The following is a 14,597-nucleotide window of genomic DNA, read 5'->3' as shown; positions in this document are numbered from 1 at the left end:
ACGAAGACAGAAAGTTGAGACGTGACCTCTTCCGATCTCACCGCCCGCCGTCGGCGCGGGCGGCGACCGCGCCGCCGCCGGGCGGTGCGGGCTGCGTCATCGCGCGCTCCCCAGGGCCCCGTCCTGGCGGCCTGCGGCCAGTCCTCCCAGCACGGCGAGGTCGTGCTCGGCGTGGTGCTGGCGCACGTACACCGTCAGGTCGGCGACGGTCCGCGCGTGCCGCGCGTCGTGGCAGAGCGGCCCGGCTCCCGTGGCGCGCCCGGTGTGCGCGAGCACCTCCGTGCAGACGTGCTCGACCAGGGCGCGTACGCGCAGGGTGCGCGTGCGCGCGCCGCCCAGTGCGTCGGGCGGGTCGGCGTCCACGTCGCCGGCCGCCCGGATGAGCACCGTCTCGGCGGACGAGAGCAGCGTGTCCACGGCGCCCAGGTGCGCGGCCGTGACGGTGTCGCCCGGACGCTTGCCGGCCGCGGCGTACAGGGGCGCGGCGGCTGCGCGCGCGCCACCGAGCCAGCAGGCGGCCACGCCGAGACCGCCGTGCTCGAACCCGGGCCTGTCCAGATACGCGTCCACTCCGCCGACGGGGACGGCTTCCACGCCGGTGAAGGCCACGCCCGGCGTGTCGCTGCCGGCCATGCCGACGGCCTGCCAGGTGCCGGGCACCGGCCGTACGCCGTCCTGGCCGAGCCGCACGGCGAACAGCACGCGCCCGTCGGCCGTGTCCGCCGTCACCAGCGCATGGGTGCAGCTGTGCGCACCCGAGCAGTACGGCTTCACCCCGTCGAGCAGCCACACGCCGCCGGACTCGCGCGCGGTCAGGCCTGGTCCAGGCGGCTGCGCGGCCCACACGCCCCACCGCTCGCCCGGAGCGGTCCGATCGCCCGCGATCTCGTCCAGGATGGCCACGGCGTCCAGGTGGCCCTCCACGAGACGGGCCACGCACAGGTCCTCGCGTCCCAGCTCGTACAGCACGCGGAAACGGTCCGCCGTACGGCCGGAGCCCGGCAGCGGCACCTCGGCGATCGGCCGGCCGCCGAGACCGGGGGCGGCCGCCGCGTCCACGGCGCGCGTCAGGGCGGTGAAGCGGTCCGCGACGGCGGCCCGTACCGCCTGCGGGGACCCGGCAGCCTCGACGTCGTCGTCCTGCTCGGGGGCGGTGCTCGCCGAACTCGCCGCGTCGCCGCTCACGTGGCCTCCTGCGAAGTAAAAAGGGGAAAGGGGGGATGAACAGGGTGGCGCTCCGACTTCCCACCGAACGATCGCGCAAACGCCCTGGCGCGCGAACGAACGCCCCGGCGTGCGAACAGGGGGCGGCGGGGGTACGCGCTACGGGGAGCACAGCTCAGGCCTGCTCAGCGGTCACAGCCGTATCGGGCTCCGGCGAGAACGGACGAGGAAAGAGGTTCCACCATGCCGCGCGCCGCACTGTTCGACGTCGACGGGACCCTGGTCGACACCAATCACCTGCACGTCGTGACCTGGTGGGAGGCGCTGCGGCAGGCGGGCCGCCACGTGCCGATGGCTGACATCCACCGCGCCATCGGGCTCGGCTCGGAAGATCTGCTCGCCCACCTGCTCGGCGACGACCGGGACAGCGACCGCGACCCCGCCATCAGCGCGGCGCACAAGACGCTGTACGCGACGTACTTCGACCGGCTGCGTGCCTTCGAGGGCGCGGCCGACCTGCTCAGGGCGCTGGCCGCCCAGCAGTGGCGTGTCGTCCTCGCGACGTCGGCGGGCGGCGCGGAACTCGCGGCGATGCGCCGGGCCATCGGCGCCGACGACGCCTTGATGGCCGAGGCACGCGCCGACGAGGTGGACGCAGGCAAGCCCGCGCCCGACCCGGTGGAGGAGGCGCTGAGGCGTGCCGGGGTGGGCGCGGGGGACGCCGTCTTCGTCGGGGACTCCGTGTGGGACATGGAGGCCGGGACGAAGGCCGGCGTGCGTGCCGTCGGGGTCCTGTCCGGCGGCGTGCCCCGCACCGCGCTCGAGGCGGCCGGGGCGGACGCCGTGTACACGAGCGTCGAGGAGCTGCTCGCGGAGCTCGACGCGAGCCCGTTCGGTGACGTGTGACCGAGGGGACGCCGGCCGGGCCCCGCTCGGGGGCCCGGCCGGCGTCCACCCGTCAGTGGTGGCCGTGTGCGGAGTCGGACGCTCCGCCGAACAGGCGGGCGACGAGACGGAAGGGCAGCGTCACCACGGTGGCCACGGCGCCACCAATCGCCCGGAAGATGTCCGCGATTGCCTTGAACACTGTCTGCCTCCTTGATAGCGGCACGGCTGGTGCGAGGGGTTGTCGTCGGCCGTGTTTCCCAAGAAGGCCCGAGTACCCCTGATCACCGTCCGTATCCGGGCTCAGCCGCTGGGGGCATGGCTGAGGTCGACCACGCAGAAGCGGTTCCCGTCGGGGTCGGCGAGCACCACGAAGTCGGGATTCCGCGGGTACAGGTCCCAGGCGACGCGCTCGGCGCCCAGCGAGACGAGGCGTTCGACCTGGCGCTCCTGCTCGGCCGCGGTCTCCACGAAAAGGTCGAGGTGGATGCGGGGGTGCGGCTCGACGGGCGACGTGCTGCGCATCAGCCCAAGCGCGCGGCCCGATCCGTCGGCGTGGTGCAGCGTTCTCCAGGATTCGCTCTCCCATTCGGCCGAGGCGACCAGGTCGAGCGCGGAGGTCCAGAACTCCACTGCCCGGCGCACGTCCGACACACCGATCACGGGGATGCCAAGTGTGAGCATCGTGCAAGTGTAGGAGCGGGGGCACCATGGGACGCATGGGGAAAACCGCGGTCATCGTCATCGACATGATCAACACGTACGACCACCCCGACGCGGACCGGCTGCTGCCCTCGGCGCGCGAGGCCGTCCCGGCGGCTGTCCGGCTCGTCGAGCGCGCCAAGGCCCTGGATGTGCCCGTCATCTACGTCAACGACAACTTCGGCGAGTGGCGTTCGCACCACGGCGAGATCCTCGACAAGGCACTCTCCGGCGCGCACGCCGACCTGGTCGAGCCCCTGCGCCCCGACGAGCGCTCGCTGTTCGTCGTCAAGGCACGCCACTCGATCTTCTTCGAGACTCCGCTCGCCTACCTGCTGAGCCAGCTCGGCGTGGACCGCGTCGTGCTGTGCGGCCAGGTCACCGAGCAGTGCGTGCTGTACTCCGCGCTCGACGCCCACACCCGCCACCTGGAGGTAGCCGTGCCGCGGGACGCCGTCGCGCACATCTACCAGGACCTGGCGGACGCGGCGCTGCGGATGATGGAGCGGAACATGGCGGCCGAGATCACCACGGCCGGCGCCGTGTCGCTGGACGGCTGACGCGGGGCTCGAGCGCCGGGCGGGTGAACGGGAGCCATGCGGGGCGCCGTGCGGGGTACCCGGAGCGAGCGCCCGCCACAGACGGCCCGGAAGGGAAGGACACCGATGCCGAAGGACGACAAGTTCTACGACCGAGACCGCCCCGACGACGCGTCGCTGCCGGAGGACCGGCCGCGCGGAGGACGTGCACGGCCCGCCAAGGGCGGCAAGTCCTGGGGCGTGATCGGCGTCCTCGTGGTGATCTTCATCCTCGTCCTCGTGGGCATCGCGCTCTTCCCGTGACGGTGTACTCGTTAGGACGCAGAACGGTTTGGGATCGCGCGGCGGCGGCAACACCGTTGGTCATGCGCGTGCCGGCGACGAAACACATGAAATCCGCGGCGACCCCGACAGGCCCCGGTCGGGGGAGCCTGCTTCATGGCGCCCTCGCCGCCTCCGTGAAGGCGTTCGACGCCCTCGGGGAGTGGGGCCGCATCGACCCCCTGATCAAGCCCGTGCAGAGCGCCGTTCGCGCACTGCCGCTCGGCCGCGCCCGCGACGCGCTGCACGGCCTGGACGTCGGGCATCCGCTGCACCCCTTCCTGGTGCAGGTGCCGATCGGCGCGTGGATGTCGGCGGCCGTGCTGGACGCCGTGCCGGGCAGCGCCCGCCAGAGCCGCGCGCTGATCGGCGTCGGGCTGCTCGCCGCCGGACCCGCCGCACTGGCCGGCTGGGTCGACTGGGCCGAGCAGCACGAGCAGCAGATGCGCACCGGCCTCGTGCACGCCACAGGCAACGTGGTCGCGGTGTGGCTGTACGCGTCGTCCTGGGTGGCGCGGGGCCGCGGGAGGACGGGACGGGGCAGGGCGCTCGCCTACGCGGGCCTCGCCGTCGTCGGCGCCTCCGGCGCGCTCGGCGGGCACCTCGCGTACCGCCAGGGGGCCGGCGCCAACAAGGCGGAGCCCGTACCGCATCTGCTGGAACCCGGCTGGCAGCCGCTCGGCGCGCTTGGCGACCTGCCAGTCGGCGAACCCGTACGGCGGCAACTCGGTGAGGTGCCGCTGCTGGTGTTCCGGCACGCGGACGGCCGCGTCGACGTCCTGGCCGACCGCTGCAGCCACCAGTCGGGACCCCTCTCGGACGGCACCGTGCGCGACGGATGCGTCGAGTGCCCCTGGCACGGCAGCGTCTTCCGCCTCGCCGACGGCGAACCCGTGAGCGGGCCCGCCACCGCCCCTCAGCCGCGGTTCGAGACGAGGACGGGCGCGGACGGAACGCTGGAGGTCTGCCTGCCCGGCGCCGGCTGACCCCGGCCCGTCGGCGCGCCTGCATGTTCGGCGCCCGGTGGGGAACCCGGGGTCCCTGACGCGCGCGGGATCACCGCGGACGTCGTCGCGCGGTGAGGAAGGGAGACCACGGGTGACCGCATACGGATACTTCCTGTCGTCGGAGGAGTTCGCGCCGCACGAACTCCTCGAACAGGCACGCATGGCGGAACAGGCGGGCTTCGAGGCGCTCGCCATCTCCGACCACTTCCACCCCTGGAACCACGAGCAGGGGCAGAGTTCCTTCGTGTGGTCGATGATCGGCGCACTGTCGCAGGTCACGTCGCTGCCCATCACGACACTCGTCACGTGCCCCACCGTGCGCATGCACCCGGTGATCAACGCCCAGGCCGCCGCCACGGCGTCCGTACTCACCGGCGGGCGGTTCCGGTTCGGCCTGGGAACGGGCGAGGCGCTCAACGAGCACATCCTCGGCGACCCGTGGCCGGAGGCGACCGAGCGCATGAAGATGCTCGAAGAGGCGATCCAGGTCATGCGCAACCTGTTCTCCAGCGAGCAGACCACACACCGCGGCGACCACTACACCGTGCAGAACGCCCGCCTGTACACACTCCCCGACGAGCCGCCGCCCCTGTACGTTTCCGGCTTCGGCCCGCAGGCCGCGGCCCTCGCGGGACGCATTGGGGACGGGCTCGTGACGATGTCGGCCGATCCCACGCTCGTCGAGCAGTTCCGCAGGGCGGGCGGCGGGACCAAGCCGGTGATCGGCGGGCTCAAGGTCTGCTGGGACACCGACCGCGACCGCGCCGTCAAGACGGTGCACCGCATCTGGCCCAACGAGCAACTGCCTGGTGAGATAACGCAGTTGCTGCCGACGCCCGAGCATTTCCAGCAGGCGTCCACACTGGTCACCGAGCAGATGGTCAGCGAGGCCGTCGTCTGCGGCGATTCCGTCGACGAGCACGCGTCGTCCGTCGGGGCGTACGCCGACGCCGGGTTCGACGAGGTCTACGTCAACCAGATCGGCCCCGACCAGACGCAGTTCTTCGACTTCTACCGCACCGAGGTGCTGCCCCGCCTGCGCGGGAAGACGCGCTGACCCACGGCGCGCTGACCTCAACCTGACAACCCACGGAGGCACCATGAGGGCCCTCACCTGGCACGGCAAGCGCGACGTCCGCGTCGACACGGTCCCGGACCCGAAACTCGTCAAGGCGACCGACGTCATCGTGCGGATCACCTCCTCCGGCATCTGCGGTTCCGACCTGCACCTCTACGAAGTGCTCGGCCCCTACCTCGATCCCGGCGACATCCTCGGCCACGAGCCGATGGGTGTGGTCGAGGAGGTGGGCAACGACATCACGACGCTGTCGGCCGGCGACCGGGTCGTCGTCCCGTTCAACGTGTCCTGCGGAACGTGCTGGATGTGCGGTCAGGGACTGCACTCCCAGTGCGAGACGACGCAGGTACGGGAGTACGGCACGGGGGCCGCGCTGTTCGGGTACTCCAAGCTCTACGGCCAGGTGCCGGGCGGGCAGGCCGAGTACCTGAGGGTGCCGTTCGGCGACACGCTCCCCGTCAAGGTGCCGCACGGCCCGTCGGACGACCGGTTCGTCTACCTCTCCGACGTGCTGCCCACCGCGTGGCAGGCCGTCGAGTACGCGGCGATCCCGCCCGGCGGCAGCGTCACCGTCCTGGGGCTCGGGCCGATCGGCGACATGGCGGCACGGATCGCCCTGCACCGGGGCGCCGAGCAGGTCATCGGCGTGGACCTCGTACCCGAGCGGCTGGCGCGGGCACGCGCGCGTGGAGTGCACACGCTCGACATGCAGGAGTTCGGCGAGGGGCTCGGCGACGAGGTGCGGCGGCTCACCGGCGGCCGGGGCACCGACGCGGTCATCGACGCCGTCGGCATGGAGGCGCACGGCAACGGCATGGCGAAGAACGCGCAGCGGCTCGTCGGCTTCCTGCCCGAGTCGGTCGGCCAGAAGATGATGGAGAAGGCGGGCATGGACAGCCTGGCCGCGTTCATCACCGCCATCGACGTGGTGCGCAGGGGCGGGACCGTGTCCCTGTCCGGAGTCTACGGCGGCAGCGTCGACCCCGTGCCGATGCTGAAACTGTTCGACAAGCAGATCCAGCTGCGCATGGGCCAGGCCAACGTGCGCCGCTGGGTCGACGACATCCTTCCGCTGCTCGTCGACGACGACCCGCTCGGCGTCGACTCCTTCGCCACCCACCGGCTCCCCCTCGAGGACGGGCCGCAGGCGTACGCCACCTTCCAGGCGAAGAAGGACGGCATGGTGAAGACGCTGCTCAAGCCCTGAACCGGCCCCAAGGCCCGAATCGGCCCGGCCCGGCCCGAGCACGGCCGATGGCTGACTCGGCGCGTGCCGGGTACCCGGGCAGTGCCAAGGAAAGCGGATACGGAGGTCAGATCCGATGCCAGCGGGATCGAACAGCAAGCGTGAGCGGCAGTACGAGCACATCAAGGAGGGCGCCGAGAAGCGTGGCACCTCCGAGGGGCGTGCGAAGGAGATCGCCTCCCGCACGGTCAACAAGGAGCGCGCCCGTTCGGGTGAGGCCAAGTCGGCGAGCAAGACGTCCACGCGCGACCCCAAGTCCGCCTCGCAGCGCGGAGGCGAGCGCTCGCACAGCGGCCCGGGCGGCCCCACCAAGGACCAGCTCTACGAAGAGGCCAAGAAGAAGAACGTCGAGGGCCGCTCGTCGATGAACAAGCAGGAACTGCGCAAGGCACTCGGGCGCTGAACGGGTGACGCGGGCGACGCGGGTGACGCGGTGACGCGGTCGCTCAGCCGGGGCCGACCGGGGGAGTGCCGTGGGGCGTCCAGGTCACCGTGCGCCAGTCGGGCGCGAGCACGAGCCGGGTGAGCGGGTACGTGGGCCCGAGCCCGGGATCGCCGTCCCGCCGGCCGATGCCGAGGCCCGCGCGTTCGAGGGCCTCGACCCTGCGCTCCAGCGCCTCCTGGCTGGACGCGCGCAGGGCGGTGCGGCGGATGCCGCAGGTGCGATCTCGTGCGAGGGTGCCACGGCCGGTGATCCTTCGTTCGAGGGGACGGCTGCTGGGTGGGTGGCGCCGACCCCAGGTGCCGTCCACAAAATCGTCAACAATCTGGGTCGCAACTCTTGTGCCGCTCGTCGGCGCGCGTCTACGGTCCGGCAGAGCGCCGAGCCCACCGACAGCGAAGGACGCCATGCCGACGACGACACAGCACGACACTCCGGAGGAGAACAGAGGCGCGGTCCGCACGGGGACGGTCGTGGCCGCGCTCGTCGCGGTCTGCCTCGCACAGATCGGCCTGGCCATGCCCGCGACGCTCAACGGCGTGTTCCAGGAGGAGTTCCACCCGGTCGGCTCGCAACTGACGTGGATATCCGACTGTTCGCTGCTGCCCATCACCGTCCTTGAACTCACCTTCGGCGTCCTGGGCGATCTGTTCGGCCGCAAACGACTCCTCATGGTCGGTGCCCTGCTGCTGGCGATCGGCGAGGCCGTCTCCGCGTCCGCCGACGGCGTCCACGTGATGTGGGCCGGGCAGATCGTCGCGGGTCTCGGCTGCGCGGCGCTCTTCCCCACGTCACTGGCGATGCTCATGTCCGGTTCGCCGGCGCCGGGCAGGCGCGCCCGCATGATCGCGCTGTGGGCCGCCATCCTGTCCACGGGCAACTTCCTGGCGCCCCTGCTCGGCGGCCTCACGGCCACCTACGCCACCTGGCGCTGGGCGTTCATCGTGGTGGTCATCCTCGCGATCGTGGGCACGGCGCTGAGCTGGTTCGGGGCGCAGGAGTCCACATCGCCCGAAGGCCGTTCGCTCGACCCGGCCGGCCAGACGACCATCGGCATCGGCCTGTGCGCCCTGCTGTTCGGCGTCATCCAGGGCGCGTCGGACGGCTGGGAGAGCCCGCTCGTGGTGACGGCTTTCATCGTGGCGGCCCTGTCCATCGCGCTGTTCATCGTCGTGGAACTGCGGGTGCGCAACCCGCTGCTGCGCCTCGGCCTCTTCCGCAACCGGGCGTTCGCGGTCGCGTCCGCCGTCACCGTCATCGGCATGTTCGCCTTCCTCGGCACGGCGTTCACCACCAGCCTGCGCATGGGCCCGGTCCAGCACCAGAGTTCACTTCGCATAGCCGTCGCGTTCCTGCTGCTCAGCGGCTTGACCATCTTCCTCATGCCGCTGACCGCACGCCTCATGGCGGCGCTCGAACCGCGCTGGGTGCTGGGCGCCGGGTTCGTGCTGATGGCGGTGGGCGACTTCCTCGCGGGCCGGCTGCCGGTCACCGACTCCACGCTGCCCTCCCTCATCGTGCCGCTCGGCCTCGTGGGCGTCGGCTTCAGCCTGGTCGTCTCGTCGGTGACGGAGACAGTGGTCGGAACGGTGCCGCACCACCTGTCGGGTATGGCAAGCGCCACCACCAGCATGCTGCGCGACTTCGGCTTCACGCTCGGTCCCGCGGTCATCGGCGCAGTCGCCGCGGCCCGCTCGTCCGCCGCGTTCACCAGCGCACTCGCCGGCTCCTCACTTCCGCCCGACGTCAAGGCCGCCGCGGGCACGCTCGCCGCGCAGACGGGCAGCCCGCTGCCCGTGGAGGACCAGCCCGCCACGAGCACGGTCGGCAAGGCCTCCGACCTGGCCATGCACGCGCTCGGCCACGGCTACGCGATCGGCTACGTGGTCTGCGGCGCCGCGGCACTGGCCTGCTGCCTGTTCACGGTGGTCGCCCTGCGCCGTGCGTCCGCCGAGGCCCCCGCGAAGGCGGCGGCCCAGCCGGCCACGTCGTGACGGCGTTTGCTACGCGCCGTCCGGACGGCCGGCGCCCGCGTCCGGCAGCCTCCGGCCGAGGCGCGCATAGGTGACGGCTGCATGCACCGGGAGGGCGACCGGCACGACGAGCAGAAGGCTCCACGCGACGGCGCCGACGGCAGCCAGGAGGCAGCACGCCAAAACGGCCAGGAGAGTGGGCACGGTTGACGCGATGGCGATGCGCGCACGTGTACGGCGGCTCATGGGGACCCCCTGCTGGGAAGTGACGTGGAGTGAGGTGGACGGTCAGGCCGAGCTGTCGCGGGCACGCGCGAGGTAGTCGGCCAGGTCCCGCCAGTCGTCGGCCGGCGCATCGGGCTCGCCGGACACGGCGGCCGGATCGTCGTGCCAGGCCTGCCGTACGCCGGCCGAGACTCCCGCGTCACCGCCGGTGAACAGCGCGCTCAACTCGTCCATACGGGCCACCAGTCGTCGGACCCTCTCATCGGTGGGTGCGGTCCCGGCCGCGCGCAGCCGGTCCGCCCTGCGATACAACTCCGGCCACTCGACCTCGAGCAGATAGTGCGCCGCGGGCCCGAGCGCGGCGCCGCGGGTGCGCAGGAGCCGCATCTGGTCGGCGTCCAGGTGGCGCAGCAGCGCCTGCTCGGCCTCGGGACCGGTGGCGCCGATCGCCCGCAGCGCGTCGAGCAGCGCGGTGGCCGTCGGGGCCCGGTCGGCGGACAGCTCGCCTTCGAGCCGCACCAGCCGCTCGCGCAGGGCGCCGAGCGCGGCCATGGACGCCTCGACTCCGGCAAGGTGGTCACGGACAAGGCGCGCCGGATCCACCCCGGCATCGAGGCAGGCGGCGACCGACTCCAGGCTCAGCCCCAGCCCGCGCAGCGCCAGGATCTGGTACAGGCGCACGATGTCCTCCCCGGCGTACTCCCTGTGCCCGCCGGGCGTGCGCCGCGACGGGCTGAGCAGACCGACGGCGTCCCAATGGTGCAACGTGCGCACCGTCACCCCACTGGCCTCGGCGAGTGGGCCCACCTTCCAGGTTCCGGAAGCGTCCATGGGACAACGATGCATCCTCACGCGGCGTGAGGTTCAAGCTCTCCCGTCGGCCGCCGTCGTTTCGGCGGCCGGCGGGGCGCCTGCTTGCTTCGAGCGCACTCCAAGGGCCTAGCGTGGGCGTCATGACGGTCAACGACGCCATCGAGAAGATTCGCAAGACCCCACTGGGTGCCTCAGGCCCACTCGTGGGGGTGCAGGGCTTCGGCGCCATGGGCATCAGTGCCGCCTACGGGCGGACGGACACCGCGGCCGCCCGCGACACCCTGGAGGCCGCCGCCGAGGCGGGTGTCACCCTCATCGACACGGCCGACATGTACGGCATCGGCGCCAACGAGGAGTTCCTCGCGCCGTTCGTCGCCGCCCACCGCGACGAGATCACCCTGGCCACGAAGTTCGGCATCGAGCTGCGTGCCGATGAGCCGGGCTACCGGGCCATCCGCAACGAGCCCGCCTATGTCGAGCGGGCCGTCGAGGCGAGCCTGCGCCGCCTGGGCGTGGACGTCATCGACCTGTACTACATGCACCGCCGCGACCCCGACGTGCCGCTGGCCGAGTCGGTCGGCGCCATGGCCGAGCTGGTGCGGCAGGGCAAGGTCAGGTACCTGGGGCTGAGCGAGGTCACCGGTGCCGAGCTGCGCGAGGCGCACGCCGTCCACCCGATCACCGCCCTGCAGTCGGAGTGGTCGGTCTTCAGCAGGGCCGTCGAACGCAGCGCGGTCGCCGCGGCGGCCGCGCTCGGTGTCGCCCTCGTGCCGTACTCGCCGCTCGGCAGGGGCTTTCTGACGGGCGCCTTCACCGACGCGGGCAAGGACCTCCCAGACGACGACTTCCGGCGGACGATGCCCCGCTTCTCCGGCCCCAACGCCGAGGCCAACGCCGCCCTCCTCGCCCCGATGCGCGACATCGCCGACGAGCACGGCGCCACGACGGCGCAGGTCGCCCTGGCCTGGGTGCAGCAGCAGGCCGACGTGCACGGCCTGACCGTGGTGCCGATCCCCGGCACCCGCAAGCGCGGCCGCCTCCTCGAGAACGCCGCGGCCACCCGGATCGAGCTGAGCGCGGGCGAACTGGCGCTGCTCGAACCGATCGCCGGGCAGGTGGCGGGCGAGCGCTACGCCGACATGTCACCCACGGCCGATGCCCGCGAGTCCCTCTGAGGGGACCGACGCGGCGGTGGTGGCGCCGGCGGTGCGCCGGGCCACCACCCGCCGGGTGTGCGGCGACCCTTGACGGGTGTGTCTGTGAGCGCTAACAATGACGCATCACGGATCGGAGAACCATGTCGCAGACCGCGGAGAGCACCGGGCCCCGTCGCGCCCCGACCATGGCGGACGTCGCGCAGCTCGCCGGTGTGTCGCACCAGACCGTCTCCCGGGTGCTGAGCAATCATCCCAACGTCAGGGACACCACGCGCGCCGAGGTGCAGCGGGCCATCGAGACGCTCGGCTACCGCCGCAACTCCTCGGCCAGGGCGCTGGTCACCCGGCGCACACTGACGCTCGGCGTGGTCGCCTGCAACCCCGCGCTCTTCGGCCCCGCGAGCACGCTGTTCGGCCTGGAGGAGGCCGCCAGGGGCGAGGGATACATGGTGTCCACCGTCACCCTGCGCCGCTACACCGCGCAGGCCCTCGCGGACGCGATCGACCACCTCAGCGACTGGGGGGTGGAGGGGATCGTGGTGATCGTGCCGCAGCGCGAGGCGGTGGCGGCGCTCGCCGAACTGCGGCTGCCCTTCCCCGTGGTGACCGTCGAGGGCGGTCACGGCCTGCCGATACCCGGTGTGTCGGTCGACCAGGAGCTGGGCGGCCGGCTGGTGACCGACCACCTGCTGGCGGCGGGCCACACCACCGTATGGCACGTCGCGGGGCCGCAGGACTGGCTGGAGGCCGGGGCCAGGGTGGCCGGCTGGCGCGGCGCCCTGGAGGACGCGGGAGCCGAGGCGCCGCCTCCGCTGGAGGGGGACTGGACGCCGCTCTCCGGCTACCGGGCGGGCCAGGAGCTGGCGGGCCGGGTGTCGTCCGGCGCGGCGGGGCGCCGCTCGCCCGAGGTGTCGGCCGTCTTCGTCGCCAACGACCAGATGGCGCTCGGCGTGCTGCGTGCCTTCCGGGAGGCCGGGCTCTCGGTGCCCGGGCAGGTGGCCATCGCCGGTTTCGACGACATCCCCGAGGCCGAGTTCTTCGCCCCGCCACTGACCACCGTCCGCCAGGACTTCGCCGCCGTGGGCAAGGCCAGCATCCGGCTGCTGATCGACCAGCTGGAGTCCGGCGCCACCCGTGAGGGCGAACGCGTCGTCATCGAGCCACGTCTGATCGTCCGCAGCAGCAGCACCCAGCACTGACCCGCCCCCGAGAGGCGGCGCACCCGCGGCGGAACCCCGGCGGAGCGCGCCGGCCGCCGGGGCCCGCACGACCGGAGGGCCGGAGGACCGGCATGACCAAAGGGCCCGCATGACTGGAGAGACCATGACGACCGATACGCCCGCCGTCACCGTCGGAGTCGACTTCGGGACCCTGTCGGGCCGCGCCCTGGTCGTGTCCGTGGCCGACGGACGCGAACTGGGCACCGCCGTGCACGAGTACGCGCACGGCGTGGTGGACACCTCCCTGCCGGACGGCACAGGACTCCCCACGGGCTGGGCCCTGCAGATGCCGCAGGACTGGCGTGACGTCCTGCGTCTCGCGGTGCCGAAGGCCCTGCGGGACGCGGGGGTGAGCGCCGACCAAGTCATCGCGATCGGCACCGACTTCACGTCCTGCACCGTGCTGCCCACCCGCCGCGACGGCACCCCGCTGTGCGAACTGCCCTCCCTGGCCGGGCGCCCGCACGCCCACCCCAAGCTGTGGCGCCACCACGCCGCCCAGCCGGAGGCCGACCTGATCGTGCGGCGGGCGCGGGAGTCCGGCGCGTCCTGGCTCGCCCGGTACGGCGGCCGGATCTCCAGCGAGTGGCAGTACGCGAAGGCCCTCCAGGTGCTGCGCGAGGACCCGGAGGTGTACGCCGCCGCCGACCGGTGGATCGAGGCAGCGGACTGGATCGTCTGGCAGCTGACGGGCGCCGAGAACCGCAACCCGTGCACGGCCGGGTACAAGGGCATCCACCAGGACGGCGTCTACCCGGGCCCCGGCTATCTGGCGTCACTGCACCCGGACTTCGCGGGCTTCACGGAGAAGCTGGCGCACCCGCTGTCCCCGCTGGGTTCGTCCGCGGGCGGCATCGGTCCCGCCGCCGCGGCGCTGACGGGTCTGCGGGAGGGCACGGTCGTCGCCGTCGGCAACATCGACGCCCACGTCACCAGCGCCGCCGCACAGGCCCTCGACCCCGGCCACATGCTGGCGATCATGGGCACCTCCACCTGCCACATCATGAACTCCGACGTCCTGGCCGACGTGCCCGGCATGTGCGGTGTGGTGCGCGACGGCGTCGTCCCCGGCCTGTGGGGGTACGAGGCCGGCCAGAGCGGCGTCGGCGACCTCTTCGCCTGGGCAGTGCGCACCGCGCTGCCGCAGGCCTACGAGCAGGAGGCACGCAGGCGCGGCATCACCGCGCACGAACTGCTCACCGAGAAGGCGGCGGCGCAACCCGTCGGCGGGCACGGTCTGCTGGCGCTCGACTGGCACAGCGGCAACCGCTCCGTGCTCGTCGACCACGACCTGTCGGGGCTGCTCGTCGGGCTGACGCTGGACACCCGCCCGGAGGACATCTACCGCGCCCTGATCGAGGCCACGGCCTACGGCGCCCGCACCATCGTGGACGCGTTCGAGCGGGCCGGCGTCCCGGTCGCCGAGTTCACCGCGGCCGGCGGCCTGCTGAGGAACCCGTTCCTGATGCAGACCTACAGCGACGTGCTCGACCGGCCGGTCAACGTGCTCGCCTCCGAGCAGGGCCCGGCGCTCGGCGCGGCGATCCACGCCGCGGTCGCCGCGGGCGCCCACCCGGACGTGCGAACGGCGTCGGCCGCCATGGGGCGCCTGCACCGGCGCGCCTACCTCCCCGACCCGGCGCGCGCGGCCGCGTACGGGCACCTGTACGCCGAGTACACCGCCCTGCACGACCACTTCGGACGCGGAGGAAGCGACGTGATGCACCGGCTCAGGCGCCTCCGGGACCGCCGCGCGACCGAGGGCCCTTCCGTCCCCTGAATTGTTAGCGCTCACAGATCATGCGAGCGCTCACCCCACCGTGAG

At 72.6% G+C, this 14,597-nt stretch carries 16 protein-coding genes; 11 read left to right on the top strand and 5 right to left on the bottom strand.

The window, feature by feature from the left end; all coding sequences use genetic code 11:
* Positions 1-96: 96 nt before the first annotated feature.
* The gene (locus JFN87_RS08600) at positions 97-1,185 is read right to left on the bottom strand and encodes an acyl-CoA dehydrogenase family protein (RefSeq protein WP_209339323.1); all 1,089 of its coding nucleotides are present in this window, start codon (positions 1,183-1,185) and stop codon (positions 97-99) included.
* Positions 1,186-1,407: 222 nt separating this feature from the next.
* Between JFN87_RS08600 and JFN87_RS08595 the strand changes: the two genes are divergently transcribed.
* Complete coding sequence (locus JFN87_RS08595; protein ID WP_209339322.1) at positions 1,408-2,070, top strand: HAD family hydrolase; 663 nt, start codon at positions 1,408-1,410, stop codon at positions 2,068-2,070.
* A 52-nt stretch (positions 2,071-2,122) separates the two neighbouring features.
* On the opposite strand, the gene JFN87_RS34070 is transcribed toward JFN87_RS08595, so the two are convergent.
* Positions 2,123-2,251 (bottom strand): LPFR motif small protein, encoded by a 129-nt coding sequence (locus JFN87_RS34070; protein WP_307865367.1) that lies wholly within the window; start codon positions 2,249-2,251, stop codon positions 2,123-2,125.
* Positions 2,252-2,352: 101 nt separating this feature from the next.
* On the bottom strand, positions 2,353-2,733 hold the full coding sequence (locus JFN87_RS08590; protein ID WP_209339321.1) for a VOC family protein: 381 nt from the start codon (positions 2,731-2,733) through the stop codon (positions 2,353-2,355).
* Between the two features lie 35 nt (positions 2,734-2,768).
* Here JFN87_RS08590 and JFN87_RS08585 point away from each other — a divergent pair, with 35 nt between their 5' ends.
* The 6 genes from JFN87_RS08585 (at position 2,769) to JFN87_RS08560 (ending at position 7,345) form a co-directional block, all read left to right on the top strand.
* Positions 2,769-3,311 (top strand): cysteine hydrolase family protein, encoded by a 543-nt coding sequence (locus JFN87_RS08585; RefSeq protein ID WP_209339320.1) that lies wholly within the window; start codon positions 2,769-2,771, stop codon positions 3,309-3,311.
* Between the two features lie 105 nt (positions 3,312-3,416).
* Positions 3,417-3,593: a hypothetical protein gene (locus JFN87_RS08580; RefSeq protein WP_209339319.1), complete on the top strand. Its 177-nt coding sequence runs from the start codon at positions 3,417-3,419 to the stop codon at positions 3,591-3,593.
* Positions 3,594-3,679: 86 nt separating this feature from the next.
* Complete coding sequence (locus JFN87_RS08575) at positions 3,680-4,597, top strand: Rieske (2Fe-2S) protein (protein ID WP_209339318.1); 918 nt, start codon at positions 3,680-3,682, stop codon at positions 4,595-4,597.
* Between the two features lie 112 nt (positions 4,598-4,709).
* Entirely contained in the window at positions 4,710-5,675 is a 966-nt protein-coding gene (locus JFN87_RS08570; RefSeq protein ID WP_209339317.1) for an LLM class F420-dependent oxidoreductase, read from the top strand.
* A gap of 43 nt (positions 5,676-5,718) precedes the next feature.
* A complete protein-coding gene (locus tag JFN87_RS08565) occupies positions 5,719-6,903 on the top strand; it encodes a zinc-dependent alcohol dehydrogenase (RefSeq protein WP_209339316.1) in 1,185 nt (394 codons plus the stop codon).
* Between the two features lie 115 nt (positions 6,904-7,018).
* Positions 7,019-7,345 (top strand): plasmid stabilization protein, encoded by a 327-nt coding sequence (locus JFN87_RS08560; RefSeq protein WP_209339315.1) that lies wholly within the window; start codon positions 7,019-7,021, stop codon positions 7,343-7,345.
* Positions 7,346-7,388: 43 nt separating this feature from the next.
* Here the strand turns inward: JFN87_RS08560 and JFN87_RS08555 are convergent, their stop codons facing one another.
* Positions 7,389-7,694, bottom strand: coding sequence for a VOC family protein (locus tag JFN87_RS08555; RefSeq protein ID WP_209339314.1), 306 nt, complete (start codon positions 7,692-7,694; stop codon positions 7,389-7,391).
* A gap of 97 nt (positions 7,695-7,791) precedes the next feature.
* Here JFN87_RS08555 and JFN87_RS08550 point away from each other — a divergent pair, with 97 nt between their 5' ends.
* A complete protein-coding gene (locus JFN87_RS08550; protein ID WP_209339313.1) occupies positions 7,792-9,378 on the top strand; it encodes an MFS transporter in 1,587 nt (528 codons plus the stop codon).
* Positions 9,379-9,645: 267 nt separating this feature from the next.
* On the opposite strand, the gene JFN87_RS08545 is transcribed toward JFN87_RS08550, so the two are convergent.
* Positions 9,646-10,413 carry a MerR family transcriptional regulator gene (locus tag JFN87_RS08545; protein WP_209339312.1) on the bottom strand — a complete coding sequence of 256 codons (768 nt, stop codon included), beginning with the start codon at positions 10,411-10,413 and terminating at the stop codon, positions 9,646-9,648.
* A gap of 122 nt (positions 10,414-10,535) precedes the next feature.
* On the opposite strand from JFN87_RS08545, the gene JFN87_RS08540 reads away from it, so the two are divergent.
* From JFN87_RS08540 to araB, 3 genes are all read left to right on the top strand, one after another.
* Positions 10,536-11,570: an aldo/keto reductase gene (locus JFN87_RS08540; protein WP_209339311.1), complete on the top strand. Its 1,035-nt coding sequence runs from the start codon at positions 10,536-10,538 to the stop codon at positions 11,568-11,570.
* Between the two features lie 122 nt (positions 11,571-11,692).
* A complete protein-coding gene (locus JFN87_RS08535) occupies positions 11,693-12,751 on the top strand; it encodes a LacI family DNA-binding transcriptional regulator (protein ID WP_209339310.1) in 1,059 nt (352 codons plus the stop codon).
* Between the two features lie 124 nt (positions 12,752-12,875).
* A complete protein-coding gene (gene araB / locus JFN87_RS08530; RefSeq protein ID WP_209339309.1) occupies positions 12,876-14,552 on the top strand; it encodes a ribulokinase in 1,677 nt (558 codons plus the stop codon).
* Positions 14,553-14,597: the final 45 nt, after the last annotated feature.

The sequence above is a fragment of the Streptomyces montanisoli genome (genome assembly GCF_017813245.1).
In the GTDB taxonomy this organism is placed as follows: Bacteria; Actinomycetota; Actinomycetes; order Streptomycetales; family Streptomycetaceae; genus Streptomyces; species Streptomyces montanisoli.
This window is presented reverse-complemented; position numbering and strand designations above follow the sequence as displayed.